This window comes from Oxynema mangrovii CENA135 (genome assembly GCF_016632315.1).
Classification (GTDB): domain Bacteria; phylum Cyanobacteriota; class Cyanobacteriia; order Cyanobacteriales; family Laspinemataceae; genus Oxynema; species Oxynema aestuarii.
Genome location: NZ_JAEOXH010000003.1, coordinates 305,320 through 331,643, shown reverse-complemented (window position 1 = coordinate 331,643; position 26,324 = coordinate 305,320). Strand labels below are relative to the sequence as shown.

The 26,324-nt window shown below is 52.9% G+C and carries 21 protein-coding genes; 7 read left to right on the top strand and 14 right to left on the bottom strand.

The features are described from left to right. Positions 1 to 158 precede the first annotated feature (158 nt). The gene (locus tag JJD41_RS21095) at positions 159 to 344 is read left to right on the top strand and encodes a hypothetical protein (RefSeq protein WP_168567620.1); all 186 of its coding nucleotides are present in this window, start codon (positions 159 to 161) and stop codon (positions 342 to 344) included. Positions 345 to 446: 102 nt separating this feature from the next. Here the strand turns inward: JJD41_RS21095 and cobA are convergent, their stop codons facing one another. After that, entirely contained in the window at positions 447 to 2,006 is a 1,560-nt protein-coding gene (gene cobA / locus JJD41_RS21090; RefSeq protein ID WP_200670226.1) for a uroporphyrinogen-III C-methyltransferase, read from the bottom strand. Positions 2,007 to 2,151: 145 nt separating this feature from the next. Here cobA and JJD41_RS21085 point away from each other — a divergent pair, with 145 nt between their 5' ends. Then, positions 2,152 to 2,961 carry a hypothetical protein gene (locus JJD41_RS21085; protein WP_200669478.1) on the top strand — a complete coding sequence of 270 codons (810 nt, stop codon included), beginning with the start codon at positions 2,152 to 2,154 and terminating at the stop codon, positions 2,959 to 2,961. Positions 2,962 to 3,126: 165 nt separating this feature from the next. Here the strand turns inward: JJD41_RS21085 and JJD41_RS21080 are convergent, their stop codons facing one another. Together JJD41_RS21080 and JJD41_RS21075 are read right to left on the bottom strand one after the other, a co-directional pair. Beyond that, on the bottom strand, positions 3,127 to 4,092 hold the full coding sequence (locus JJD41_RS21080) for a sensor histidine kinase (RefSeq protein WP_200669477.1): 966 nt from the start codon (positions 4,090 to 4,092) through the stop codon (positions 3,127 to 3,129). Positions 4,093 to 4,360: 268 nt separating this feature from the next. Further along, a complete protein-coding gene (locus tag JJD41_RS21075) occupies positions 4,361 to 5,971 on the bottom strand; it encodes a hypothetical protein (RefSeq protein ID WP_200669476.1) in 1,611 nt (536 codons plus the stop codon). Positions 5,972 to 6,308: 337 nt separating this feature from the next. Here JJD41_RS21075 and JJD41_RS21070 point away from each other — a divergent pair, with 337 nt between their 5' ends. Continuing rightward, positions 6,309 to 8,009, top strand: coding sequence for an ArnT family glycosyltransferase (locus tag JJD41_RS21070; RefSeq protein WP_200669475.1), 1,701 nt, complete (start codon positions 6,309 to 6,311; stop codon positions 8,007 to 8,009). A gap of 25 nt (positions 8,010 to 8,034) precedes the next feature. Here the strand turns inward: JJD41_RS21070 and JJD41_RS21065 are convergent, their stop codons facing one another. The 4 genes from JJD41_RS21065 to JJD41_RS21050 all read right to left on the bottom strand — a co-directional run bounded on the left by JJD41_RS21065 (position 8,035) and on the right by JJD41_RS21050 (position 11,771). Beyond that, on the bottom strand, positions 8,035 to 9,309 hold the full coding sequence (locus JJD41_RS21065; RefSeq protein WP_200669115.1) for an RNA-guided endonuclease InsQ/TnpB family protein: 1,275 nt from the start codon (positions 9,307 to 9,309) through the stop codon (positions 8,035 to 8,037). 174 nt (positions 9,310 to 9,483) lie between these two features. Continuing rightward, positions 9,484 to 9,885, bottom strand: a complete 402-nt coding sequence (locus JJD41_RS21060) for a hypothetical protein (RefSeq protein WP_200669474.1) — start codon at positions 9,883 to 9,885, stop codon at positions 9,484 to 9,486. A gap of 569 nt (positions 9,886 to 10,454) precedes the next feature. After that, positions 10,455 to 11,252 carry a 5'/3'-nucleotidase SurE gene (gene surE / locus JJD41_RS21055; RefSeq protein ID WP_200669473.1) on the bottom strand — a complete coding sequence of 266 codons (798 nt, stop codon included), beginning with the start codon at positions 11,250 to 11,252 and terminating at the stop codon, positions 10,455 to 10,457. Positions 11,253 to 11,363: 111 nt separating this feature from the next. Beyond that, positions 11,364 to 11,771 carry a hypothetical protein gene (locus JJD41_RS21050; protein ID WP_370583915.1) on the bottom strand — a complete coding sequence of 136 codons (408 nt, stop codon included), beginning with the start codon at positions 11,769 to 11,771 and terminating at the stop codon, positions 11,364 to 11,366. Positions 11,772 to 11,884: 113 nt separating this feature from the next. On the opposite strand from JJD41_RS21050, the gene pheS reads away from it, so the two are divergent. Continuing rightward, positions 11,885 to 12,889: a phenylalanine--tRNA ligase subunit alpha gene (pheS, locus tag JJD41_RS21045; RefSeq protein ID WP_168567630.1), complete on the top strand. Its 1,005-nt coding sequence runs from the start codon at positions 11,885 to 11,887 to the stop codon at positions 12,887 to 12,889. A 152-nt stretch (positions 12,890 to 13,041) separates the two neighbouring features. On the opposite strand, the gene JJD41_RS21040 is transcribed toward pheS, so the two are convergent. Continuing rightward, positions 13,042 to 14,964 carry a GTPase family protein gene (locus JJD41_RS21040; protein WP_200669472.1) on the bottom strand — a complete coding sequence of 641 codons (1,923 nt, stop codon included), beginning with the start codon at positions 14,962 to 14,964 and terminating at the stop codon, positions 13,042 to 13,044. Between the two features lie 121 nt (positions 14,965 to 15,085). Here JJD41_RS21040 and JJD41_RS21035 point away from each other — a divergent pair, with 121 nt between their 5' ends. Next, complete coding sequence (locus tag JJD41_RS21035) at positions 15,086 to 15,715, top strand: CatB-related O-acetyltransferase (protein ID WP_200669471.1); 630 nt, start codon at positions 15,086 to 15,088, stop codon at positions 15,713 to 15,715. On the opposite strand, the gene JJD41_RS21030 is transcribed toward JJD41_RS21035, so the two are convergent. Further along, the gene (locus tag JJD41_RS21030) at positions 15,689 to 15,841 is read right to left on the bottom strand and encodes a hypothetical protein (RefSeq protein WP_200669470.1); all 153 of its coding nucleotides are present in this window, start codon (positions 15,839 to 15,841) and stop codon (positions 15,689 to 15,691) included. The genes JJD41_RS21035 and JJD41_RS21030 overlap by 27 nt on opposite strands. A gap of 41 nt (positions 15,842 to 15,882) precedes the next feature. On the opposite strand from JJD41_RS21030, the gene JJD41_RS21025 reads away from it, so the two are divergent. Continuing rightward, positions 15,883 to 16,863 (top strand): aldo/keto reductase, encoded by a 981-nt coding sequence (locus JJD41_RS21025; protein ID WP_200669469.1) that lies wholly within the window; start codon positions 15,883 to 15,885, stop codon positions 16,861 to 16,863. 381 nt (positions 16,864 to 17,244) lie between these two features. On the opposite strand, the gene JJD41_RS21020 is transcribed toward JJD41_RS21025, so the two are convergent. From JJD41_RS21020 to JJD41_RS21005, 4 genes are all read right to left on the bottom strand, one after another. Then, a complete protein-coding gene (locus JJD41_RS21020) occupies positions 17,245 to 18,561 on the bottom strand; it encodes a recombinase family protein (protein WP_200669468.1) in 1,317 nt (438 codons plus the stop codon). A 57-nt stretch (positions 18,562 to 18,618) separates the two neighbouring features. After that, the gene (locus JJD41_RS21015) at positions 18,619 to 18,984 is read right to left on the bottom strand and encodes a VOC family protein (protein ID WP_200669467.1); all 366 of its coding nucleotides are present in this window, start codon (positions 18,982 to 18,984) and stop codon (positions 18,619 to 18,621) included. 140 nt (positions 18,985 to 19,124) lie between these two features. After that, on the bottom strand, positions 19,125 to 19,484 hold the full coding sequence (locus tag JJD41_RS21010; protein WP_200669466.1) for a c-type cytochrome: 360 nt from the start codon (positions 19,482 to 19,484) through the stop codon (positions 19,125 to 19,127). A gap of 74 nt (positions 19,485 to 19,558) precedes the next feature. Then, the gene (locus JJD41_RS21005) at positions 19,559 to 21,463 is read right to left on the bottom strand and encodes a protein kinase domain-containing protein (protein ID WP_200669465.1); all 1,905 of its coding nucleotides are present in this window, start codon (positions 21,461 to 21,463) and stop codon (positions 19,559 to 19,561) included. A gap of 82 nt (positions 21,464 to 21,545) precedes the next feature. Here JJD41_RS21005 and JJD41_RS21000 point away from each other — a divergent pair, with 82 nt between their 5' ends. Then, entirely contained in the window at positions 21,546 to 22,472 is a 927-nt protein-coding gene (locus JJD41_RS21000; RefSeq protein WP_200669464.1) for a DMT family transporter, read from the top strand. A gap of 78 nt (positions 22,473 to 22,550) precedes the next feature. On the opposite strand, the gene JJD41_RS20995 is transcribed toward JJD41_RS21000, so the two are convergent. Beyond that, positions 22,551 to 26,201, bottom strand: a complete 3,651-nt coding sequence (locus JJD41_RS20995; RefSeq protein WP_200669463.1) for a WD40 domain-containing protein — start codon at positions 26,199 to 26,201, stop codon at positions 22,551 to 22,553. Positions 26,202 to 26,324: the final 123 nt, after the last annotated feature.

The window sequence follows — 26,324 nt, the reverse complement described above, 5'->3', positions numbered from 1 at the left end:
CCGCCAACAGAGGCGCAAGAGCCTCCGTAAGGATCTCAGTATGTTCGCGTACAAATCGAAATCCGTATATCCACTGATGCAAAACGAGCGATTCCACCGATGAATTTTGAGTCACAGTCGCCCAAAATAAGCAGTAGTAGAGTACAGAGGACATCGAAATGCTGAGTAATAGCCAAATCCAAGAAGTCTTTATCAACGCCTCGCTTTCCCAGAAAGTGACCCATAGGGAATGGAACTTGCTGCAACACCTGATGCAAGCGCCGTTAAACCAAGAAGAGAAAAGAATGATTAGACGGATCGTCCATAGCGTCGATCGCGGTTGGTTTAGTTTGGTCGCCTCTTAGACTCGGATCGAAGACCTATCTAGCGATTCGGTCGATCTGCGTCGGGGTTCAACCCACGACGGGCGACCTTTTCCCTCCCCAACGATCGCGCCTGCTGCAGCGCTATCGCCGTTTAGAAAAATCGACTAACGCAGCAACCAAACCCTCTAGCGTGTATTCTTCCGCCTCGATATCGACCCGACCGAAATAATCGCGACAACTTTGAGAGGTTTGCGGTCCGATGGAAGCAATACAAACCCCATTGAGTAAAGAGTGCCAAGATTCAGCAGCGCGAACGCCCGTATGAGTGAGGGACTCGCGTTCTAATAATTGAGCGAAGTATTTAACCGTTTTAGAACTCGCAAAGGTCACAATATCGACCTCGCCGCGTTGCAAGGCGTCCCACGCAGGAGGCGAAATCGTCGCGGGACAGCCAGATTGGTAGGCGGCGACTTCTTCGACCTGCGCCCCCCAGTCGGTGAATTCGGCGACCAAGACCTCGCGACCGCCGGACTCGACGCGGGGAAACAGAATTTTGAGACCTTCGAGATCCTCGGGAAAGGTTTCCACGAGAGAATCGGCGACATAATCCGGCGGGATGAAGTCGGCGACGAGCGATCGCCCCTGCAGGACTTTCGCCGTTTTTTTGCCGACCACCGCAATTTTAAGATGAGCTAAAGCGCGGCAATCTTTACCCAAGCGAACGAGGCGATCGCAAAAATAGTCCACCCCATTCGCCGAGGTCAAAATCAGCCAGTCGAACTCGTGCAATTGCGCGATCGCGCGATCGAGACCGTCCCAACTCGACGGCGCCGTAATTTCCAACGCAGGCATTTCGATCGCCCGCGCCCCCTCCCGAGTCAACAAATCGGTAAACGTACTCGACTGACTCGCCGAACGAGTCACCAGAACCGTTTTACCCGCCAACGGCGCCCGAACTTGCGGGTTGAATCCTTGAGACACGACCTCACACTCCTTTCCATACAACTGCTCTCGTAATTTGACCACATCCCCGACCACCACCACCGCCGGAGAGAGCATTTCCCCGCGCGTGCGATCGAGAATATTGGCTAAACAGCCCGTCCACACCCGTTGAGCTTGCGTTCCGGCGGCGCGCACGATCGCGATCGGAGTTTGCGACGACTTCCCCCAGCGTTGCAACTGCCAGAGAATCTGCCCTAATTGGCGCGTTCCCATTAAAATGACCAACGTGGGCAGTTGGGCGATCGCCTCCCAATTCAAACTCTCGGGATCGTGACCGCTTAACACCGCAAAGCACGAACTCAACACCGGATCGGTCAACGGAATCCCCGCCAATTCCGGCGCCGCCAACACCGACGAAATCCCCGGAACCACCTCAAAGGGACAGCCCGCCGCATTCAGGGCCTCGATTTCCGAACTGCAGCGCCCGAACACGAACGGATCCCCGCCCTTGAGACGCACCACCGCCTTACCGTGCAAACACTGTTCCACCAACAGGCGATCGATCTCCACCTGAGACCAACTCGGCTGACCCCCCCGCTTTCCGACGTAGAGGCGATCGCAATCCGGCGGCGTCAACCCCAACACCCCCTCATCGACCAGCGCATCGTAAATCAGCACCTGCGCCCGTTCTAAAACTTGGCGTCCGCGTACCGTCAGATACGCCGCATCCCCCAATCCCGCGCCGACGAGATAAACCATGCCTTTGACTCGGGAAGCAGACGCATCATTCACTTGAGTTTTCCAAAAACAACAGTCAATATAGTATCTTCGATGGGGAAGCTCAAGGCGATCGCCCGTCGCTCCCCCCGTCAACATCGCCCGTTTTCATTCAAATTCCCGCTTTATGTCCAGTCCCCCTCAAACCATTTCCCTCCTCTGTCCGACCCGGGGACGACCCGAAAAAGCGCTGAAATTTTGCAGTAGCGTCCTCGACACCGCCCGCCGACCCCAGCGCGTCGAAATCCTGCTCTACCTCGACGCCGACGATCCCCGGCGATCTCAATACTTGCAGTTATTCCGCGATCGTCAAAACGACTTCGATCGCCTCTGGCGCTGCGCCTTCCTCATCGGCGAACAGATGAGCATCTCCAACGCCTGGAACGAACTCGCCAAACGCTGCCGAGGGAACCTCCTGATCATGGCCGCCGACGACCAACTTTACAACGATCGCGGTTGGGACGACCGTCTCGACACCGAAACCGCCAAATACCCCGACGAAATCTTCTGCATGTGGTTTAATGAGGGACACTGGCAAGACAAACTCTGCACCTTCCCCATCGTCAGCCGCAAATGGTGTCAAACCCTCGGTTATTTCACCACGGGTTTATTTGAATGTCTCTATGACGACATGTGGATTTGGGAAATCGCCAAGCGCGTCGGACGCACCCACTACATCGGCGACATCCTTACCGAACACTTTCACTGGAGTTACGGAAAAGGCGATATCGACGAAACCTACGCCCGCAAACAAGTCGATCCGAACTCGCGCCAGTTAAAACCCGCCGTCTACCGCGATATGGATTTATACTGCCGTACCGCCCCCTATCGCGCCACCGACGCCCGCCGCATCGCCGCCGTCATGCAAGGGGAAGTCCGCTTGCATGAAGTCCCGTTAATGGTTCCGGGGAAAGCCAGTATTTTTGAAAGAGTCTAGTAGGGGTTTGGTGACCAAACCCCTACTGCTCTAGGGTTTGGTGACCAAACCCCTACTAGATTTTTTGATCTTGTCTTTATATTTTCCGTGGGGCGGTGGTGGGGGCGTCTGGCCCGCCTCTTGACGACCGCCTCTTGACGCCTAGGTACGGAAGCGACAGAAGCCCTACCCCGCTTGAGGTTGAGAAATCGGCAACTCGATCGTAAACGTACTGCCTTCCCCGGGAGTCGAATGACAGTACAAACGACCGTGATGAGTTTGTTCGATAATTTGTCGGGAAATTGACAACCCCAATCCGGTACCGAGTCCCATCGGTTTCGTCGTAAAAAATGGCTCGAAAATGCGCTCTTCCAATTCGCTAGGAATTCCCGCGCCATTATCCGTAATCGCAATTGAAACCGAACTCTCGTCCAGTCGTTTGGTGACGATCGCAATTTCTCGTTTCTTCTTCGGTCGATCTTCCGTCGCTTCCTCTTGGGAAGACTCATCTAGCAAAACATCGATCGCATTACTCAACAAGTTCATAAACACCTGATTGAGTTGATTGATATAACATTCGACTTCGGGAAGTTCTTCAAACTCTTTAACGATCGTAATATTTTGCTTGTAACGATTGTTGAGCAGAACCAGAGTATTTTCGATCCCTTCTTCTAAATTGGCCGCTTTCATCTGCGGTTCGTCGAGGCGGTAGAAGTTCCGCAAAGTCAGGACCAGACTGCGAATGCGATCGGCGCCGACTTTCATCGAATTGACAATACGCGGCAAGTCGTCGAGAACGTAATCGAGTTCGACTTCATCCAAAACATCTTCAATTTCTTCGGAATTTTCCGGACAAACCGACTGATAAACTTCCAGAACTTTGAATAAATCGTCGATGTGTTCTTCGACGTAGGGTAAATTACCATAAATAAAATTAATCGGGTTATTAATGTCGTGGGAAATACCCGAAACCATTTGACCGAGCATCGCCATTTTTTCCATTTGGATCATGTGTCCTTGGAGGCGTTCTAGCTCGCCAGCAATTTCTTCAACTTTCGTATCTTTTTGGGCGATCGCTCCTTTCAGGTCTTCGATAGTTTTTTCTAATTCGGCGTTGCGTTGTTCGAGCTGTTGCAAGTTGGCTTCAGTCATGGTCAACTCAAAATATCAAAGGAATCGGAGTGAAGGTAAACTGCGAAAGGGGAGAATCGACGAAAATCGTGTTTTGACGATCGCCTTAAGGGAAAAGGGAGCCATCAAACTTGAATCTGTCCCCTAGTTTGCCGCTCCTGGAGGGCGATCGCAACACAACTTTGACCCATTCGGATCGGTTGAGACGGCCCCCAGACTCCCTTCACTCTATCCACAAAGGAGCGATCGCGCGTGTGAGCCAGATCGCCTCGCCATCGCCACCGACCGCTTAGCGAGAATTATTCGACGGTGGGAACGAGGGTTTTCCCGCATTGCGGATATTGACCACTTTACTGAGCAGGTCGAACCAAAACGACGACCCCATCGAAATCGCCAACCCGCTAATAATCCAACCGAGAACCCGTCGGATGTAAGGAACGGGCCATTTTTGCTCGTCGGTTAACTGCTGCTCGACGTTATACTGCCCCCAGCCTAACGGAAGACTGATATCGTCGAGAGATTGGCGCACGTCCCGTTTAATTTGGTCGATGGTCTGTGGCGTTAGACCCGTTTGAGCCGTGGGCATACTCTCGGAAGGATTGCCCCCCGATCCCGCCGGAACCCCCCGAGCGCCCGGAGCTTGACCGGGAGGCGGAGCGGTAGGGTTGGACAAATTCCCGGCGGGCCACGACGCCGTTCTCAAATTCTGCTCGATCAAGGAATCGGAATATTGAGTGACCGTGGCGCGCAAAACCGAATCTTTTGATAAGTTGCTGATAATGTACAGGGTGTCCGCATTTGCAATCACCGCCACGACGATCCCGATTAAAATCGCGATCCCCCGTGCGTTGCGCTTGTAAACCCCAGTGGCGCGGTCCATGGAGCGATCGAACCAAGTTTCAATTTCAGATTGCAATTGCGCCATTTCTTGAGCGACATCTGCATTCTCCGTTCGGACTCGTTTCGCTAAGGTTCCCAAACTTTCTTTGAGAGATTCGGGTAAGCTATCGACCAAACTTTCGATCCCTTGATAGGTGGCACTATCGCGATCTTGCAGGGATTGGACGATCTGTTCGTAGCCCGCTTGTTTGCGGCGAATGATGTCGATAGTTTGCGACGCGCTCGGTTTTAATTGATTGAAGATCACTTGTTTTTCTAGATCCCCGTAGTGTTCGCGGTGAAATTGGCGAACTTGCATTAAAAACCATTCGCCTTGGGGACCTTCCTGCGGCAGGAAAACCTGGCAGTTTTCGATAAACAGTTGGAGTTTGCGATCCATCGAATCGAGGGCGATCGATAGAGAAATTCGATCTTCTTTAAAATCGGCGACGATCTTATCAAAACTGCGTCCTAAAAGTTTTAATTCTCGTTCGAGAGAACTGCGGCTCGATTCGGTGAAATTGGCGTGTTTAAAAATACTGACCAGTTCTTTTAAATTTTGATGTTTGTATTCGTCGAGGCGTTCTTCGGTAATGACGTGGGCAATATCGGAGATTTTTAAAGTGTCCATCAGGGTCGCGGCGAAGTTGGACGCGGGAATATAAGAAGGACCGCTTTTTTCATTGCCGAAAACACTTTGGGTTCCGGTCAGTTTGTGATAAGCCGTTCCGAAGGTTTGACTGACTTTTCGGAACCCCATCGCCAAGACGCCGACGGCTTCTTGATTGAGGTTGTTGATCAGGGGATGGGCGTAGAGGCGATCGGCTAATTCCTGCACTTCTTTACTTTTGGTGCGTTCGGAACTTCCGGCGAGTAAGACTTCAATTGATTTTTTTAAATGTTCGGCTCTCCACTGGAGCAAAGTGGTGATAATTTCTTGAATTTCCGAAGCCAACAAGCTGACGATCAGGTAAATAAAAATGAGGCTGATAGCGAGGTCTAAAATGATAGGAATACTCATGGAAATCTAGACTCCAAGTTAGAATTAGAGGAGGAGGGAGGGGAGCAGTCGATCTCGACATCCGCTACTATACGTCATGGTTGACAATATCCCGAGCAGTTTTAAAAAATTTGAAGTAAAGGGTGAGGATGGAGCCGCCCGCAAGGGGGCGTCGGGAACAGTAAAGTCAGGAAATGACCGGGGTGGTGTCGCCGTTAAATAGCGATCGCCCCCAGAAAAATCTAAACTTAAAAATAACAAGGGAGGCTGGCGGGGGTAGACTTGGATCTCCTCGTTCGCCAGTCAGACCCCAGGGTGAACCCGGATCGAAAAGCTAGTCAAGCAATTGCACGCAAGCATGTATCGGGAAATTTTTACATCTTACGAACCGAGTGGCGGTTCCCATCGCACGAAAGGTTGGATCGAACAGCTTTGGGTTTTAGGGCTGTTACTCGCGGCGATCGTTCTCTATCAAATGAATTTAGGCGAGTTACCCTTACGCGATTGGGATGAGGGTATTGTCGCACAGGTCGCTCGCGATATTTGGCGCGGGGATTTGAATTGGTTGCATCCGACGATCGCCGGAGAACCGTATTTTAACAAGCCTCCCCTCGTGCATTTACTCGTGGCGATCGCCTATCGTTTCGGTGGCGTCAACGAGTGGACGACGCGCTTACCCGGCGCCATGCTCAGCGCTATTTCGGTTCCTTTACTGTATGGAATTGCGCGCGAAGTCTTTCCCCTACGCGGTCCGGCGATTTTCTCGGCGTTAATTTATTTAACCCTGTTTCCGGTCGTCCGTCACGGTCGCTTGGCGATGTTAGATGGGGCGCTGTTGTGCTTTTTCCTATTAACTCTCTGGTGTTTGCTGCGATCGCGCCGGGATTTACGCTGGGGGTTGGGGGTCGGCTTCGGTTTGGGGGCGATCGTCCTGACCAAGGGAGTCGTAGCGATTTTGCTCGGGACGATCGCCCTCGTATTCACCCTCTGGGATACCCCGCGCTTGCTGCGATCGGGTTACCTCTGGACGGGTTTACTCTTAGGTATGACCCCGGTCACCCTATGGTATGTCGCTCAGTTGCTCTATTACGGCGATCGCTTCGCCAGCGCCCACTTTCTCAGCCAATCCTGGCAGCGTTTACTCGCCCCCGTGGAAAACCACTCGGGGCCGCCGTGGTTCTACTTGCTCGAACTGTTGAAATATACCTGGCCCTGGTTGCTCTTTTGGCCCGCAGGCGTCCATCTGGCGTGGACCAATCGCAATTTGGGATGGGCGAAGTTAGTCCTCGTCTGGATCGGAATCTATCTGAGCGCCATCACCGTGATGAGTACCAAATTACCCTGGTACGTCTTGCCCGTCTATCCGGCGATCGCCCTAACTTGTGGCGCCCTACTCGCTCAAGTGTGGCAGGGCGACGTTTACGCCCATTCTAGCGTCCCCTCCACCGCCTCCGGTCCGCTTTCTCCCTCCCAATTCTATCCCCGTTATTGGGTCGTCATCCTCGGTATCCTCGCCCTCGGCGCTTGGGGCGCGAGTGCCTATTTCGGGCTGTTCGATCCGAGTGTGGATCCCGTATTGCCGATCGCCCTGTTCGCACTGGCCCTGACCTTCAGTGTTTCGGCATCGTTAGTGTATCGAGAAGACCGTCAATTTGTCTTAATTTTGTTTTGGGGAATGTACGTTTCTTTATGTCTGTTCGTTTCCTGTACTCACTGGGTGTGGGAGTTAGCCGAAGATTATCCCGTCCGACCCGTGGCGCAAATCGTGCGGGAATACACCCCTCCCGAACAGGTCGTGTACACGTCCCATCCCTATCACCGCCCGTCGCTCAACTTTTACAGCGATCGCCAAGTGATCCCCGCCGATCTCGAGCAACTACAACAACATTGGAAAAAAGACGACCATCCTTACCTACTGCTCGATCCCGAAACCCGCGACCGCCTGCAATTGAAGCAAGCCAAGGCGATCGCCGAAGCCGAAAATTGGATTTTGATCGCTCGCGATCCGACGAAAGGACTCGGGAGTTGGGAGTTGAGAATTGAGACGGAAATCCATTGACATACTCCCGGCGCTGAATCAAAGATTACAGCGCGGGATTCTCACAGATAGTGATTCTTGATTCAGCGAGACAACGTATTGAATCTGATTTCTCATCATCAACAGAGGTCGGACTCTCCTCAAGCGTTCCCGGTCTCCCGGCAGTTTCCTTATGCCCTAAGGTACTGTTGTTATTCCACTCAACACCTAGAATGTTCATGCCCCTTTTTAAAATATTTAATGCTGCATTCGTATCTCGACAAATTTCGATCTGGCATTGAGGACATTGATGAGTTCTAGTGCTGAGTGATTTTTTCACTCGATGACCGCAATTTGAGCAGTCTTGGGAGGTGTAGTTAGGAGTAACAGCAACCACGGTCTTGTCCCAGATTTTCCCAAAATAATCTAGCCATTGAGTGAATTGATACCACGAAGCATCAGAAATCGACTTAGCCAAGTGATGGTTCTTAACCATGTTTTGTATCTTGAGGTCTTCGTACACCACGACATCGTTAGATGTCACTACGCATCGGGCTAACTTAACTGCCCAATCTTTACGTTGGCGTTGAACCTTCAAGTGTGCTTTACCTAGTCTGATTCTGGCTTTATGGTAGTTATTTGATTGTGGTTTTGCCCCTTTTACAAATTTTCTAGATAGTCGCCGTTGAAGTTTCTTAATTCGAGCCTCTGCTCGTCTTAAATACTTGGGGTAGATAGCGGCATTATCGTTCTGGTCTTTATAGAAATACTTCAGACCTAAATCAATACCGATCGCCTCTCCAGTATAGTTTCCCGGCTCAGACCGTACACTGTCAAAACAGAATTGAGCATAATAACCATCAGCCCTTCTCACCACTCTGACCCGGTTAATTTTAAGTCGGAATAAATCCTCTCGGGTTTCGCGATTACAAAACAAAGAAAATCGACCCGCTTTAAAGCCATCGGTGAAGTTAATTGCTAAGCAATCCTCTGACAGCTTCCATCCGGTCGTTTTATACTCAACTGAACGAGAATGCTTTTTAAACTGAGGATAACCTTTCTTCTTAGCGCCTTCGTGGCAACGGCGATAAAAGTTAGAAATTGAATTCCAAGCCCTCTCCGATGATGCCTGACGAGCCATTGAGTTTAACTTTTTGGCAAAAGGGAACTCACGGGCTAGTTCTTTGCAAAGCAGGGATAAACGAGCCTTATTGACATTTGGCTCGTCGCGCCATAGTCGAACTGCCTTATTTCTAATAAATTGAGCAGTTCTGATGGCATTGTCTAAGGCTCGATCTTGTACCTTAGAGCCGTTTAGTAGCTTGGCTTCTCTAACTATCATGACTTAATTTGACCGCAGAGAAATGCGGATAAGCACAAATCCTGCATTCTTTTTTGTGGGTGGCAATTCATCTCACCGCCAAATCAAAGATTATGGCGGGAGCCTTCTTGCAACATTGAAGTAATTTAGCCTGACTTCTTGGCTTATTCCTTCTACCTCCCCATTCCCAAACTCTTATTCCCTCCCCATCCCCGTCGATTCGATCGCCTCTCCCATGCGATCCAATAAATCGTTGAAGGGATTGCGTTCCGGCATCCAAATTTCTAAACTCGTCAGGGCAAATCCCGCGATCGCCAATCCCGCAATGACCGCGACCAGGGACGGACGACGACGGAAGCCGACATCGCGCAACATGCGGGCGACCGGGCGGCTTTGTCGGCGAATCAGACGACCGACGCCCAATTGTTTCAATGTAAATGGATCGCGGACGTAGTGACCGCTCCAACTGACCACCAAGCGCGCCTGACAATAGGGACAAGTATAAAGTCCGCCGAAGACTTCGCGCGGGTGAGTTGTTCCAGTGCGGTTGCATACCGGGCAGGTGACCGAGTGACTGTCAAAGGTGTGAGCGTTCATACGTCTTTCCCACTTTCCCAAAACCGTGGTTTACCAGATTTTTTTGTGCGTCAGACAACACCTCAGATGTTGTCTGTTTCCCCGTGGGCGATCGCCAATATTTGCAGTGATTTCACTTGAATCTTACCCTGAAGGCGATCGCCGCTTTTGAAAGAAAATACGGCTGTATTCGAGCTTGACTGGATTCTGTCGTCCGGCTTTTGCTGCTGCCATGATTCGGTCGAGAGCGGTATTCTCCCTCTTTTGGCTGGGGAAAACGCAACCCCTGCCCGTATTGCGCGATCGAGGTCGCGATCGCCCGCAGGTCGCGAAGCTGTCAGCTTTCAACCCCATGAAGACAACATGGGAAACAATCCTGGAAGGATTGCATTTCGGTGTTGCCGATCGACAGAAAGTTGACACCCAAATGATTGGCATCTGACTTGTCAGGGTGCAAGGTCACGATCGCCTCTGGGACGATGGGTTGCAATTTGACAAGATGACCTTAGTCTTAGTCTACTCCGCTTCAATCTTCTAGCTCAATAGCTGGTTATGCTCGAAACATTTGAGCGAGACTGACCAAGGGCACTCTATTCTTTAGAAAATTGGCGTTTGGCAAGGCGATCGAAGTCGCTGGCCGCCGTTAAATCGTAATGTAATGGGGTCAGCGTAATATAGTTCTCGCGAATCGCTTCGACATCCGTAGGAATGCGATCGCTAATGCGCGGATCCGCAGGTTGTTCGATATCTTCAAGCACTTCCCCCGCCAACCAATAATAAGTTTTCCCGCGCGGGTCGCTGCGTTTTTCAAAAATATCGACGTAGCGACGCAATCCCTGGCGCGCCAGGGTCACTCCGGCAATCTGGGCGATTGCCACGGCGGGAATATTGACATTGAGCAACATCGGTTTTTCCAGGGGATCGGCGGCGAGGGTATCGAGCAAGCGACAAGCAAATTGAGCCGACGGCTCGAAGTCTCTAGACGTATAACTCGCCAAACTAAAGGCAATACTGGGGATCCCTTCGAGCAAGCCTTCCATCGCGGCGGAAACCGTACCGGAATATAAAATATCGTTGCCCAAATTTTGACCCTGATTGATACCGGACAGAACAAAATCCGGCGCGCGATCGAGCAACGCCCACAATGCCAGTTTGACGCAATCGGCAGGAGTTCCGGAACAGGCCCACGCCTTCACCGAGGGGTCGAATAAAGATTCGACGATTTCGGCGCGAATCGGTTGGTGCAAGGTCAATCCGTGACCTGTCGCCGATCGCTCGCGGTCGGGACAGACGACGCTGACTTCGTGACCGACCCGGGCTAAACGATTGGCTAAGGCATAAATCCCCGGGGCATAAATCCCGTCATCGTTACTAATTAAGAGTTTCATGTAACAGATTGTTGAGATGCAAAAGTCGTGCGCTTCGATTGTCCGAGATCGACCCGGATCGGAGCAAGTTGGCGATCGCCTGGGGTCAAAATCTCCTCGGACTCCCGGAGATCAAACCCCCTTACAAAAGTCCTCAACTCCCGTTTTTACGGCGTAGAAGACCACCGGGGCCACCAAAACGGGCGGGCAAAGTTTGGCCTCGACCAGCGCCTTCACCGGACCCGCGATCTCGTCGCGATCGAGCTGTTCGCGAACCGACGGCTCGCACAACACCGGACGGCAGCGTTTCGCCATGCTATCGAGCCATCCTTCGGACACGTTGGGTTCTTGTCCGGCGTGTAACGCTAAATCGATCGCCGCATCTTCGAGGTCTCCCTCGCAATCTTCGATCGCGTCGAGGGCTTTACACGCTACCGGATGGTCGGACAATTGCGCTCGATAACGGGCAATTTCTTCAGAAGTTAGCGAAATCGTCATGGAACTGATGAGTTGTAAGGGTGAATTTTCTGCACGGGCCACGATCGATTGTAGGGCAACGAAAAGCCGCTCTCGTCCCCTTTCTCCGTCCCTAGTCGGCGATCGGTGTTTCGGGGTAAACTCAAACGAGGCGGCTTTATTTGAACATTCGTTGCATGACTACTCAGCTAAGCGACCTGGAGACTCAGTTAGAACAGGTGCGGTCGGTCGCCTCCGGCGCGATCGCCTCTGCAGACACCCTCGACGCCCTCGAACAATTGAGGGTCAAATATTTAGGCAAAAAAGGCGAACTCTCCCTCGTCTTGCGCGGTATGGGTAAACTCGACCCGGGCGATCGCCCCCGCATCGGTTCCCTCGCCAACGAGGTGAAAGAAGCCCTGCAACAGCAGCTCGACGATCGCCGCAGCGCCCTCCAAGCCGCTCGGATCCAAGCCCAAATCGAGGCGGAAACCCTCGACGTGACCATGCCCGGGGTTTATCGTCCTCAAGGGCGCGTCCATCCCCTCAACTTGACCGTAGACCGCGCGATCGATATCTTCGTCAGCCTCGGCTACACCGTCGCCACCGGACCGGAAATCGAAACCGATTATTACAATTTCGAGGCCCTCAACACCCCCGCCGATCACCCGGCCCGGGACATGCAAGATACCTTCTATCTCCCCGGCGGTCATCTCTTACGCACCCACACCTCCCCGGTGCAAATTCGCTACATGGAACAACACGAACCCCCGGTGCGAATCGTCGCCCCCGGTCGGGTGTACCGTCGCGATACCGTCGATGCGACCCACGCCGCCGTGTTCCACCAAATCGAAATTTTAGCGGTCGATAAGGGGCTGACGTTCACCGACCTGAAAGGGACGATTCAAGTGTTCTTACGCCGCATGTTCGGCGCCGATCTCCCGGTCCGCTTCCGCCCGAGTTATTTCCCCTTTACAGAACCTTCGGCAGAAGTTGACGTGCAGTGGCAGGGTAAATGGCTCGAAGTCCTCGGCTGCGGTACGGTAGACCCGAACGTACTCAAAGCGGTGGGTTACGACCCGGAAATCTACACGGGATTTGCCGCCGGGTTCGGTGTCGAGCGGTTTGCGATGGTCCTGCACGAACTCGACGACATCCGCCGGGTTTACGGCAGCGATTTGCGCTTTTTAAAACAGATTTAACTGAGAAGCCGGGTTTCTGTACGCTCCCGATCTGCCCGCCTTCAATGCGGGCGGACACACCCGGTTTCTCGCTTTTGACGATGATTCTTTACTTGGCTCGTTGAAGGAGGAACCCCACACCGTACCCGGAACGGGTGGGTGTCGGGAGGATGTCAGGAAGATTCTTGATGCTCCAAATACCCTTTAAACCGAGCTTTCAATTCGTCGGAGCTGAGATTTTCGATCCAATATTCGACAAAGGCATGACCGAAAGCCCAGGCGTTGCGATCGGGAGACGCACTGTTATCGCGCAGGACGGGCCATAAGGCGAGTAAATCGAAGCCGCGATCGCCGCGCTCTTCTTTTAACAAATTAAACAGGTCGTAAGCCATCTGCAATTTACCGATAACCACGGGCAGTTGTTCCACCGGAATTTGTTCCGCCAGCAGGTAAGCCAGAGATGGCGACCCGGTGGATAAGGTGGAAAGAAATTGCAAAATCGGACTTTTCAGAAAGGCGGCAAGTCCCTGAGTCGTGGTCATTTGGAAGGTGTAGCGGTCGATAATTTTCGCTGCCGCCGCCGTGCGCGACTCGCGATCGCGCAAAAAGCGGGCGAGTCGGTCCTGCTTGGCAGGTTCGATCGCCTCAATGAGCTCTATAGAAAGGGCTTCGAGGTTCCACGCCGCGCGATCCCCCCCGGGATCTGCACTCACCAAAGGCAGCACGCGATCGCAGCGATCCCCAAATTGTTCGAGGCGGTATTGAGTGGCTTCGCGAATCGCCACTTCTTTCTGGCGATCGCCGAATACCCAATCATAGGGCGGTTCCCACTCCCGCATCGGACGCAGGCGGTCTACTTGGGTGACGATCGCGATCGCCCGCAAATCCGGCACCTGCGATCGCATCTCCTCCAAAAAGTCCACATCCATCTGCAACGCCGGATCCAGCGCCGGAGTCACCAGCAGCAACAAATCCGCCGTTTTCGCATAGTCCAACACCATCTCGCGCAATTCGGGCCGATTCACCTGTTCGTAACCCGGCGTATCCCACAAGCTCAGGCGTTCCCCGGTCTGCGCCTCCCATTGATAACTCTCGATCCGGTCCGTACTCGGTAAAACGTCGATTTCAGCCAGATCGGCGTTAAATAAAGTATTGATAACACTACTTTTCCCCGCCCCCGTGCGCCCGACGAGCAGGATATTCACGGGTTTTTCCACAATTTCGGTCGCGGGTTCGGCGCGATCGAGAATTTCGCGTAACGTTTGGGTCTTCGACTCCGGTAACTTTTGTGGCTCGCTGACCGCTTCCAACTCCGGCGGCGTACTCTCTCCGTACAGGGCGATCGCCTGCCGTGCGAGATTGCGTAAGGCCGCTTCCCGCGCCATTTGGCTCAAATTGACCACTAACTCCCGTTCGGCCCGAGAACTGCTTTTCTGGCTCGCCTGACGGGCTAACGCCGCCGCCGGATTCAAAATCCACTGGGCCCATCCCCACGCTTGCCACAACTTGCGCGCCGACGGCTCCAATTTTTGATACATTTGATACCCTTGGTAGGCTTGGCCGACGGTGACTTGATTGAGAACTGGGGAAAGCTGCTGCATCCAGCGATCCACGTCGTCCACGGTGCCGCGAATTAAGCCGTAAGCCTGGGGAATGTAGATATTTAAAAGGGGATATTTGACCTCGGGATGGTAGATATTGGCGATCGCCACGACGAGCTCTTGCGCCCGTTGCCAAAATTGCTGCCAATCTTCCCAAATCGGCGGATCTTCCCGCGCCGCTTGCAAACTCTCGCGCAAGACGGCTTCGACTTTTTGGGTCGCTTCTTTGTCGGTCATCGCCTGGGGCGCTCGTTCCGTGACGCTTTCGAGTTCTTGACTCACTTGGGCGATCGCCGCTTCCACTTGCGCCACCCCCGATCGCGTCCAGCGTACCAGCAACCAGCGCCAACCGACGAAAACAAGGGTAAAAATGGCCCAAATCCAGTTAATTCGCCATTCGTGGATCTGCCAACCTGCCGCCACTAACAGGAAAATGACGATCGCGGCGATCGGCATCGCTAAAATCAGACTTTGCCACCCTTTTAAACGCACCATTGTTCTTTCCCCAAACTTCGCATCAGCGCCATTCCCATTATCCCGATCTCAATCGGACTCAGATCGGCTTTAATAAGACTCGATACTTTTCTATTTGATTCTGTTTTAACAGGCGATCGCCATGACCTACGGACCGTCCCCCGCTCGAAAATATCCCCTCCCCGGCCAAACTCGGCTCGTCTACCTCAAAAATATTATTACCAATCCCAATATTATCGTCGGCGACTATACCTATTACGACGATTTCGAGAATCCCGAAAACTTCGAGCGCAATGTTCTCTACCATTTTGACTTTATTGGGGATCAATTAATTATCGGTAAATTTTGCGCGATCGCCTCCGATGTCAAATTCATCATGAACGGCGGCAATCATCGCACCGACTGGTTCACCAATTATCCCTTTCCCGTGTTTGGACAAGGTTGGGAAGTGGCCATGCCCGAATCGTGGCCGGATAAAGGCAATACCTGCATCGGTAACGATGTTTGGATCGGTTATGGCGCGACGATTATGCCGGGCGTTCGGATCGGGGACGGGGCGATCGTTGCCAGTCAATCGGTCGTCACGAAAAATGTCGAACCCTATACCGTTGTCGGCGGCAATCCCGCCCGCGAAATCCGCAAACGATTTGACGGACAGACGATTGAAGAACTGCTAAAAATTGGTTGGTGGAATTGGAACATTGACAAAATTACTCGCCATCTCAAACTCATTTGTAATAGCGATTTAAAAGCGTTGCAAGCGGCGCGCTAATTTTAATTCAATTCGACGATGTTCGCGAAACGCTTCAATTTCGATCGCCCCGCGATCGATCCCGGCTGAAAAGTTCCCGAAGCTGGCGCGATCCATCCCAACGGGCGATCGCCAATTTGCCCGCAATTGGGTATTCTAAAGAAACGGAAAATCGAGATAACTGCACGATGTCAACTGCCAACCAACTCGCCTTACCGACAATGGGTTGCGGGACCTGGGCCTGGGGAAACCGATTGCTGTGGGACTACGATCCCAGTATGGACGACCAATTGCACGCCGTGTTCGATTTATGTGTCGCTCACGGGGTCACCTTATTCGATACGGGCGATTCCTACGGAACGGGACGACTCAAAGGACGCAGCGAGGAATTATTAGGTCAATTTGCCAATGCCTATCGCGGGTCGAATGCAGACCGCATTTGTATTGCAACGAAATTGGCCGCTTATCCTTGGCGGTTGACCCGAAATTCGATGGCGTCGGCGTGTGAAGGTTCGGCCCGTCGTTTGCGCAGAAAGGTGGATTTGGTGCAGATGCATTGGTCTACGGCGAATTACGCTCCTTGGCAAGAATGGGCCTTGTTAGATGGCTTGGCGGATTTGTACGATCGCGGCGAAGTTAAAGCGGTCGGACTGTCGAATTACGGACCGAAACGATTGCAGAAAGTTTATCAAAGATTCCGCGATCGCGGGGTGCCGATTGCAACGTTACAGGTTCAGTATTCTTTGCTTTCAACGTATCCGGTCAGCGAGTTAAATGTAAAAGAGATTTGCGACGAGTTGGGCATTCAATTGATTGCTTACAGTCCCCTGGCGTTGGGTTTGTTGACCGGGAAATATTCGGCGAACGGGCCGTATCCGAAAGGGTTACGAGGCTTTCTCTGCAAGCAGTTATTCCCGGAGATCGATCCCCTGTTGGATTGTCTGCGGGCGATCGCGCGATCGCGCCAGAAAACAATGGCGCAAGTGGCGCTCAATTGGTGTATGGGTAAGGGAGCGATTCCGATTCCGGGGGCTAAAACTTTGGAGCAAGCCAAGCAGAATATCGGGGCGTTGGGTTGGCAATTAGATGCGGGAGAAATGGCCGAACTCGATCGCGTTTCCGAGAGTTTGGACAAGCAAATGGTACAGAATATTTTTCAAACTCGGTGATGGCTAATGTCAAAAAATTAAGCCTTAAATCAGCTAGACCCTGGGATGTCCCTCTTCTGTCACTGTGGGAAAACCATTGTTTTGACTGATTTCACGAATCAACCGATCGCGAAAGGAAACGGATTGGGATTGTCGGTGAGTTATCGAATTATGTAAAAACAGCATGGAACTTTATCTATTGACTCGACCGTAGGGATGGGAAGTACGGTAAAACTGACGATTCCGGTTTCTTGTTGCGCGTTGACAAATGGCTCGATCGCGATCGAGGTTAACGGCGATCGCCGAATCTTTGCGAACAGTAAATAACTAGGGGGCTGTTTGGGAAACTTCAAGCGGTTTTTTGCCAATATTTCGCTTCAATATTGAGCGTCATTTCCTCTCTCAAAATTCAAAAATAAAACTGAGATTGAGCGTCCACTCATTCCCGTCGCGAATAATTTCAATTTTCCGGATAAATTCACGGAAGTAAAAACGGCGTTCTGCTTCCGATAAATCCTGCCAAAATTGAGGGATAGACACCGCTTGAGCGGTTTCGCGCAAGTTGACCGGAGGTAACTCGGCGACTTGACTTTTGAGTTGGGAGATTTCCGTCCGCAATTTGTAGGCGCGCAATTCCTCGGTTTCGCGATCGAGAATCCCTTGGGCGCACAAATGGGGGAGGCGATCGAGAATCCCTTGTTTGGCGGCGATCGCCCCCGTTAATTGTTGTTTGAGACTCCCTAAATCCGGCATTTCCAGGGCCGCGACCGCCCGGGGAAGGTCTTGACAAATTCGCTCGATCGTGCATTGAAGCACGCGATCGTAAGCGATCGCCTTACACTTCGGTTGGCGCGGGCATCGGTGCGGACGTAAGTATAAATATTCCCCCGGTTTTTGGCGGCGGGTCACCCGGGTAACCGTGGTGGAAGACTCGCATTCGCCACAGACGACTAACCCCGCCAGAGAACGGGGCGCGCTGGCGGTTCGCGGCGGGAGGCGGCGGTTGCGGCGCAGCAGGCGATCGACTTGGGCGGCTTCTTCCCGCGAGATAATCGGGACGTGGGTATTGGCGATCGTTTCGCCGTTTTTGTACGCCAAATCGCCGCGATAGGCGGGATTGGTCAACCAGCGCCGTCCGGTAGTCGCCGAGATTTTTTTATTATATTTGCGATCGATATAGCGCACGGCGCCGCGCAAGGATCCGTACAAGAGGAAGCGTTCGACGAAATCTTTGACGACGATCGCCGCCGAGCGATCGAGGGCGTAACGGTCTTTTCCCCGACGGTATCCGTAAGGCGCTTTTCCCGGTGGGGGTAAGGCTTTGATGCGATTGCGGGCGTGTCCTTTGCGAATTTGGCGACTGCGTTGGCGCTGCTGCAGTTCGCCGAGGAGTTGCAACAGGTCGCCTCGGGTCACCGGGGAAGTTGGTGCGTCAGTTTGTGAGGGCATCGGTTTCGATTCGATCGCCACGATCGCCGTTCCCAGGGCTTCGAGTTCGGCGAGGCGATCGCATACCTCGCGCACGGAATCGCCGAATTCTTCCAACCGACGCACTAACAAGTAATCTGGCGGATGTTGGCGCGCCGTTTCTAACAGGTTTTCCAGTTCGGCGCGATCGCCCAAATCTCGATAAACGCGATCGATTTCCCATCCCCAAATATCGGGATCCGGGGGCGATTCTAAAAGCGGATCGCTATAGATATAGGCAATAATTTTCATGGTTGCACTCGCGGCGATCGAGCTCGTCTCAATCCCTCGACATCCCCTTAAATTCCCTTACGAAAGTTGACTCAGTTCGACAACATTTCCATCCGGGTCTCGCGTAAATAAGGCGGCGCGACCGGACGCACTCATTTGTACCTCGTATCCCGCTTCGACTAATTTCTGTTTCGCTGCTTCCACGTCCGCCACACAGAAGGCTACATGAGCATTGCGTCCCCATTTTTCCCGATTGTCCAACTCCGTATGAGCTTGAGAATCGACGATTAAATGCAGTTGAAACGAACCGATTTGATACCAGACTCCCGGAAATTTTAAAACTCGCTCGACTTTAGGCAACCCTAAAATATTGGAATAAAAATTTTCGGCGCGATCGAGATCGGAAACGAGTAAAGCGGTATGCAGATATTGAATGATTTCCATGATAGCGATCGAAAAATGACTGGATAATTTAATCCCGTAAGGGACAAGTTTCTTCAAGTCACCGTTTTAAGGATTGACGGGGATTGAGGAGGATTGCGGGGGATCCTCCCTCATTGGATGGAGAAACGCGAGATCGATGACTATTTCCAGCCTCGTTCGGCTTGGGAAAGGACGTAAGCGGAAACAGCTTCTATCTGTTCGGAACTCAACCGATCGCCATAAGCAGGCATGGGATTTTTACCTTCTTGAACTTTACGGGCGATCGCTTCTAAAGAATCTAAATGATGTCGCTTGAGGGTATTTTTTCGCAAGTTCTTTCCCCGGCGGATAATGTTACCACCATTGGGATGACATCCGGCACAATTGGCCTCAAACAGTTCGGCACCCTCGACAGAATTGGGCATAGAATCGGCAGCAACAGCAGGGAAGCTACCACTGAATATTAAGAGGATCGCCGCGATCGCGATCGCCCAACTTTTCCAACGCTTATGATGGATCATCTTTGTACTACATAACTTCGATCGAGATCGATTTTAAAGGGTAATCAAAGCTTCTCAAAATGGCCGTAAAAGTTTTAGTGAATTCCGCCCCCTCGACCCTGGCGCCGCTTGTACGAGACGATACTCCTCAATCGTCGCTCGGCGTTTGCCGCCCTAATTTGGGATAATCTTGACTTTAATTGGCTGATTTTACCGAAAAATAGACTATTGTTAACACTTTTTGGCTGAATCTGAGTTTCTTCTCGTCCCCAGTGCATCAGACTCACGGCAATGTGGATACTGACAAAGGCGATCGCCGTCGCGATCGCGTCGAAAAGGCTGACCCGAGCGATCGCGCCAATATAGAGTGCGATCGGTACGACCCACAATCCTCGAATCGGTAAGGACGATCGCCCGTCCCGGCGGTAATATACGTGAGACTCTGCCCTCGGGAACCCCCATCGCACGTCTGGGTTGCCGACGATCGCGATCGTGGCGGCGATCGTTCCGAAGGTCATTCCTTTTCCAGAAAATGCTGTTGCTACAATTAAGCCCACGACAAGAGCGGCGATCGCGGCAATCTCGCGGCGATCGTGCCGTTGTGTAATGTCCGGGGCGGCTGCGGTTCGCAGTTCCAGGGCGATCGCGTAGGTCGGCGGTTCGCTATTGCAGCGCAAAATCAGTTGACGGCGATAACATGCGTCCGGACTGAGCTGACGGGGATTGACGGTGACTTGGCAGTCAAAAAAGTTACTTTTAAAATGACTCGGTTTAAACGAAATCCACGGGTGTGCTTCCGGCGTGTGAGGGGGATCGTTCGGATGGGGGGCGACTTCCCAACTCCCTTCGAGAAGCGTTCCGGGCATTTCGTTGCCGATGGTAATCGTTTGAGTAACCGAGTGAGTGAGATCGGAGGCGTGGAGTTCGAGACAGTCGTGACTGAGTTGGATTTGAGGGGTGCGGACGGCGGCGGCGGGGGCGATCGCCCGCAGGGCCGCGATCGCGTCGGGGTAGCGCCGTTTGGGGTCGGGATCGGTCAATTTTTGCAGCCACCTGCCAAATGGCGAATTGGGCGACGGGCCCCAGGTCGGCCAGGGCGTCATCTCACTTTCAGTAATTTGCCGGAGGGCGGGGCGATTCTCCGTTGGAGACGCTACGCGATCGCACGGCGACGACTTAGGAGTATCGCCCGGGGCGAACCCTGCCAAGATCGTAACGCCGAGGCTGTAGAGATCGGCCCCTTTCCCAAAGGGGGCGCCCCGCCGCACTTCTGGGGCGAGAAAAGGATCGTCCGCCGTGAAATCGACGCCCGCGATCGAAAACCCCACTAAATAAACCTTGAATTGGCGATCGATCGGCAGATTTTCCGGTCGGATGTCCCGATGCAAGATCGGGGGAATTCGCTCTTGTAAGGCGACCAAAATTTTAAGTGTTGAAATCGCTATTTGCTCGATTTTTTCGATCGGTAAATTAGCATAATCATCTAAGGATTTAAAACAGCGATAGTCGCGGACTAAATAAATATTATCTTTCAGGATAAAACTATCGCGATAACTTAAAATATGAGGATGACGTAAATAGGTTAGTTCTTGAATTTTTAAATTAATTTCATCCTCGTATTCCTCCGAGTTTGCTGGGGGAGGAGCCGGGAGTTGTTCGATCGCCACCAGGGGGTTGGAAATGTCTTTTTGGGGACGATCGCACCCGTTAAAAATTGGAATCGCGAGATAGGTAACCCGGCGATCGCCCCGCTTCGGATCGAGTGAGGAAATCACTTGATAGCCGAAGTCGGACAAGTCTGGCAGTTGACCGAAAGATTGCATCATCGAGTAAATAAAACTTAAAAATAAATGGCGATCGCCAATTCCTCGCCAGCTCGCTTTAAAAAAAACAATTGTAAAATCTAATTTTTCGGATTCTAACCCGGAGGCGATCGAAAATGATTCAAAATTGTTAATCACCCAAATGGGTGAAGATTTGAGTCGTTCTAGAATAGACAATTAGCATTTTACCCTGTCTGTCGTAGGAAATGCAAAGTAGCGAGTCGATCGGGCGATCGTCTCGCTCCACGGAGAAATAATCATGGGACTTCATTCAAGTTCGGGGCGGTGGCGCTTGGGGCTGGCGCTTTCCGTGGTGACCGCTTTCTTGTGGGGAATTCTACCGATCGCCCTCGAAATTACCTTACAAGGACTCGATGTCTATACCGTGACCTGGTTTCGGTTTTCGATCGCCTTTGGAATTCTCGGGCTTTATTTAGCGGCGCGCCAGCAATTGCCTCCCCGGGCTAAATTGCGGGTCACTTCGTGGAAACTGCTCGCCGTCGCCACCATATTTTTAGCCATTAATTATTTATTTTACTTGCAAGGTTTGGCGCAAACCTCCCCCGCCAACGCTCAAGTGCTAATCCAACTCGCCCCCGTGTTGATGGGAGTCGGGGCGATCGTGATTTTCAAAGAACGTTACACCTTGCAACAGTGGGGGGGCGTCGGGGTTCTCAGCGCCGGATTCGTGTTGTTTTTCCACGAACAGCTCAAAATGGCGATCGTCAACGCTTCGACCTACCTCCTCGGCAATCTAATTCTCGTCATTGCTGCCGCCACTTGGGCCGTGTACGCCCTCGCCCAAAAGCAACTCTTACAACAATTGCCGTCTTCTAATATCATGCTCCTCATTTATGGGGTCTGTAGCGGACTGTTTGCCCCGTTGGCCTCCCCCCACTTGTTAGGAAATTTAACCCCGTTACAGGGCGCTACATTGCTGTTTTGCGCCTTAAATACGGTGGTCGCTTACGGCGCATTTGCCGAAGCGTTGGAGCATTGGGACGCTTCCCGGGTGAGTGCGATTTTAGCGACGACGCCGATTGTCACTCTGGTCGGGGTCACTCTGATGGGGCAGTTTTTACCGAAGTTAATCGAAGCGGAACATCTAACGTATGGAGCGATTATCGGAGCGCTGTTGGTGGTTTCCGGTTCGATGTCGATCGCCCTGGGGCGGAAGGGGGTTTAGATTTTAGGGTTTAGAGTTTGGATTTTAGATTGACGGGATCGGGCGTTTGTCGCGAACGGCTCTCAATTTCTCTAGATCCTACTCCCCGAGTTCGATCGCCCCGAGAGCTTTTAAAGTCGCTTTGCGGGCGGGAGTCAATCCGGTGACTCCGGCGATCTTCATGCCTTCGTAAAGGCGTTGGGGTCTCAGGGAGAGGGTACATTCTCCGGTGGCGAGATTCCAGAGTTTGAGGGTTTGATCTTGGGAACCACTGAGCAAAGTTTGGCCGTCGGGACTGGGGGCTAAAGACCAGACGGGGCCGCGATGACCGTCGAAGATGCGATCGCACCGTCCGGTTTCGAGATTCCACAGGCGGATCGTGCGATCGATGCTACTGCTGGCGAGACGCAAGGGGGCGGGGGATTCGGCGCCCCTCACCGGAGGACAGAAGACCACGGACCAGACTAGACTCTCGTGTCCTTGCAAGGGACGATCGCCCTGTCCGGTTTCGAGATTCCAGAGGCGGATCGTGCAGTCCTCGCTCGCACTGGCGAGGGTTCGACCGTCCGGGGAGAAACTGACGGCGCAGACAAAACCCTCGTGTCCGAATAAAGTTTTCAAACATTCGCCAGTGGCGACATCCCAGAGACGCACGCTGTGGTCGGCGCTGGCGCTGGCGAGGGTTCGACCGTCCGGGGAAAAGGCGACGCCGAGGACCCAGCTTTGATGTCCGCGCAGCCATTGGAGAGCGCGTCGATCGCGGGTATCCCAGAGGCGGATCGTGCCGTCGGCGCTGGCGCTGGCGAGGGTTTGACCGTTGGGGGAAAAGGCGAGCGATCGCACGGATCCGGTATGACCGGGGAAGGTCGGATAGGGGCGATCGCGATCGCAATCGTACAGCCAGATCGTTTCGTCTTCGCTCCCACTGGCGAGTAACTGTCCGTCCGGAGAAAAGGCGAGAGTCCGAATTGGTTTGTGATGGTGTTGCAAGGTTTCCACCCAGCGTCCGCCGTGGGGATCCCACAAGGAAATCAGCCCGTCGGCGCCCCCACTGGCGATCGTGTCGCCTTGGGGACTGAAGGCGACGGCCCAAACCGCATTGGTATAACTTTTGAGAGTTTGCAGGGGTTCGAGGCGCCGATCGCCCACCTCGGCGAGTTTGACCACTTGTTTGTCACTGGCGGCGATCGTGCTGCCGTCGCGACTCCACGCCACGGACCAGACTTGTCCCGAAAATTCGGATAAGTAGCGATCGCGCCGTCGGGTGTCGAGATCGAAGCAATCGACGCGATCGCCGTCGCCGACGAGCAGGCGGCGCCCGTTTCCCGGGGCAAAGGCGATCGACCAGACCAACTGCAAATCTCCTTCCCAGGTTTGAGTACACCGTCGGGTTTTGAGGTCCCAAACGCAAATCCGTTGGGCTTCGCAACTCGCCAAGCCACGACCGTCGGGAGTAAAACTCAAGCCGGAAATCTGGCTGGTATGTCCGCGTAGCACGCCAACGCACGTGTCACTCTGGCATTTCCAGAGGCGGATCGTGCGATCGGCGCCGCCACTGGCGAGCAGTTCGCCATCGGGAGAGAACGCCAAACAATCGACCAGATCCTCGTGTCCGCTTAAGGTCGCGCGGCATTCTCCACGGTCGAGATCCCAAAGTTTGACCGTGCGATCGCTGCTACAACTGGCGAGAGTGCGACCGTCCGGGCTGAAGGCGATCGCCCACACCCAATCCCGGTGACCTTGGAAGATCGCGATCGCCCGCGCTTCCGACCCGCGAACCTCCCAGAGGCGGATCGTCGAATCAAAACTACAAGTGGCCAACCGTCCCCCGTCGGGGGCAAACGCCACCCCCCACACCGTGCTGCTGTGACCGGGAGTACACAACAGGGGTTGACCGTCGCGGGTATTCCACAAACGGATCTCGCCATCCACATGTCCCGTGACCAACGTGCGCCCGTCGCCACTGAGGGCGATCCCGTAAACGTTGCCGAAGTTTTCGCTAAAGACAGATTTTGATAAATTGCTGTGGCTGAAATCGACCCCGCGCAAGTTGACCCCTTGGAAATCGGCTTGCCAGATCGTGAGGTGAGATAAATTATATCCCGTTAATTCGATCTTTAAATCGATCGAGAGATTGAGAATATTGCCAGCCAAATAGCCGCCAGAACTCGAAGCGTCTTCGCGCAAACAGGCGAGCAGTTGACGCAGAAGGGTAGATAAGGTGTCTTTCCCGCCAAAATGGGCGAGCAGTTGTTCGGCGATCGGTTTTAAAATTAAGTCGCGCTGGCATTGGCGCAAGGCATCCCGGGCTTCCGCCTGGATGAGGGGATGGGATTTAAACAGGTGGATCGAGTCGAGACAGCCCGATTCGCAGGCGATCGCCACTTCTTCCGTCACCGTTTCGATCAGGCGATCGCTGACATATTCCATCACCGCAGGTTGCAGGGTAAATTCCTGTCCGGCGGCGGTTCGGCGCATTTCGATCAGCGATCGCCACCCGATAAATTCCAACGCTTCGAGGATGCGACTCGATCGCACCGGAGGAACCAAATTGGCGCTCAATTGACCGACCCCCATCGGTTCGCGGGCGATCGCCAACCAGTAGAGAACCTGTTGTTCTAACGGCGAAAGTCGCTCGAATTGACGTTCTAATAAATTGCGAATCCCGTTAAAAACCGTCACCCCGCGATCGAGAAATTCGTCGAGATGTCCCGCAAATAATTCTTGAATCGAATTGGCGACAATTTTGAGAGCTAACGGATTACCTTGATAGGCGCGAATCAGTTCCCGCAACCGGGTTGGCGACCCTTGCAACCCTTTGAGGTGGAGAATTTGTTCCCCTTCGCGATCGCCCAACCCAGTCAAATACCACGATCGCACGGGTAAAAAATCCCCTTCCAACGCCGCAATCCCCTGGGGTTTTTCGCGACTGGTCAAAATCAAACAACTTTGACCGTCACTTTCCGCCAACCGCCCGAAAAACTCCCCATATTCCCGATATTCCTCCCGATAGCGTCCTGCAGGACTCCCGGTTTTTAAAATTGTTTCGAGATTGTCGAGAACCAATAAAGCGCGCTGCTGTCGCAACAGGGCGATCGCCTCAACCATCAGTCCGTCCTTGGTTTTCGGCAATTTGCCGCCGCGATGACCCCCCGGCGCCAGTAACTGCAACAGTTGAGTCAACCACTGCTCGATTGGCGGCGGATTGTGCAGCGATCGCCATAAAATCGCGTCAAAATGGGGTTGTAACCGTCGCGCTAACGTCGTCGCCAACGACGTTTTACCGATTCCTCCCATCCCCAAAATCACCACTAACCGACAGCGATCGTCGAGAATCCAGTCCTGTAGCGTCTTTAACTCCCGTTCGCGCCCGTAAAATTCCGAAATATCCACCGCTTCCCCCCAATCTTGTCGGGGTTCCCGCCGCGCCACCTCTCGCATCCCCGGTTGGGTATAGTCCTCGTGTTCGAGTTCGAGATCGAACACCTCAAACAGCAGTTTTAACGAACTTTCATCGACCCGACCTTTTCCCCGCAAAATCTTGCGTACCGTCGTTGCGTGCAACCCTTGCGACCCGATTAATTGAGTTCGTTCCGCAATTTTGGGCGCCGTATATTTAATCCCCGTTTCTGCTTCGAGTTCTGCAACCCGGTCTTTGAGCTTTTCCGCACCCATCGCCGTCAAAACATAACCGCGATCGCGTTTAGATCGCTTCGATGGTGAGGAGTGGGATGGGGTCGCAGAAGACATTGATGATTTTAAATTTTAGATTTTAGGTTTTTGATTGAGGGCGTCGATCCTTAGAAGTTAGCAGTTAAGCGGTGGTAAGGCATTCATGTCGATCGCCTCCGCATTTTTAATCCTGAGTCCTGA

Coding starts and splice junctions, on each gene's coding strand:
- JJD41_RS21015 (WP_200669467.1), bottom strand. CDS start 18,984: ATGGAAATCATTCAATATCTGCATACCGCTTTACTCGTTTCCGATCTC.
- JJD41_RS21035 (WP_200669471.1), top strand. CDS start 15,086: ATGACCTACGGACCGTCCCCCGCTCGAAAATATCCCCTCCCCGGCCAA.
- JJD41_RS20995 (WP_200669463.1), bottom strand. CDS start 26,201: ATGTCTTCTGCGACCCCATCCCACTCCTCACCATCGAAGCGATCTAAA.
- JJD41_RS21020 (WP_200669468.1), bottom strand. CDS start 18,561: ATGAAAATTATTGCCTATATCTATAGCGATCCGCTTTTAGAATCGCCC.
- JJD41_RS21070 (WP_200669475.1), top strand. CDS start 6,309: ATGTATCGGGAAATTTTTACATCTTACGAACCGAGTGGCGGTTCCCAT.
- JJD41_RS21060 (WP_200669474.1), bottom strand. CDS start 9,885: ATGAACGCTCACACCTTTGACAGTCACTCGGTCACCTGCCCGGTATGC.
- JJD41_RS21095 (WP_168567620.1), top strand. CDS start 159: ATGCTGAGTAATAGCCAAATCCAAGAAGTCTTTATCAACGCCTCGCTT.
- JJD41_RS21075 (WP_200669476.1), bottom strand. CDS start 5,971: ATGAGTATTCCTATCATTTTAGACCTCGCTATCAGCCTCATTTTTATT.
- JJD41_RS21065 (WP_200669115.1), bottom strand. CDS start 9,309: ATGATAGTTAGAGAAGCCAAGCTACTAAACGGCTCTAAGGTACAAGAT.
- JJD41_RS21085 (WP_200669478.1), top strand. CDS start 2,152: ATGTCCAGTCCCCCTCAAACCATTTCCCTCCTCTGTCCGACCCGGGGA.
- surE (WP_200669473.1), bottom strand. CDS start 11,252: ATGAAACTCTTAATTAGTAACGATGACGGGATTTATGCCCCGGGGATT.
- JJD41_RS21080 (WP_200669477.1), bottom strand. CDS start 4,092: ATGACTGAAGCCAACTTGCAACAGCTCGAACAACGCAACGCCGAATTA.
- cobA (WP_200670226.1), bottom strand. CDS start 2,006: ATGGTTTATCTCGTCGGCGCGGGATTGGGGGATGCGGCGTATCTGACG.
- JJD41_RS21040 (WP_200669472.1), bottom strand. CDS start 14,964: ATGGTGCGTTTAAAAGGGTGGCAAAGTCTGATTTTAGCGATGCCGATC.
- JJD41_RS21000 (WP_200669464.1), top strand. CDS start 21,546: ATGGGACTTCATTCAAGTTCGGGGCGGTGGCGCTTGGGGCTGGCGCTT.
- pheS (WP_168567630.1), top strand. CDS start 11,885: ATGACTACTCAGCTAAGCGACCTGGAGACTCAGTTAGAACAGGTGCGG.
- JJD41_RS21010 (WP_200669466.1), bottom strand. CDS start 19,484: ATGATCCATCATAAGCGTTGGAAAAGTTGGGCGATCGCGATCGCGGCG.
- JJD41_RS21025 (WP_200669469.1), top strand. CDS start 15,883: ATGTCAACTGCCAACCAACTCGCCTTACCGACAATGGGTTGCGGGACC.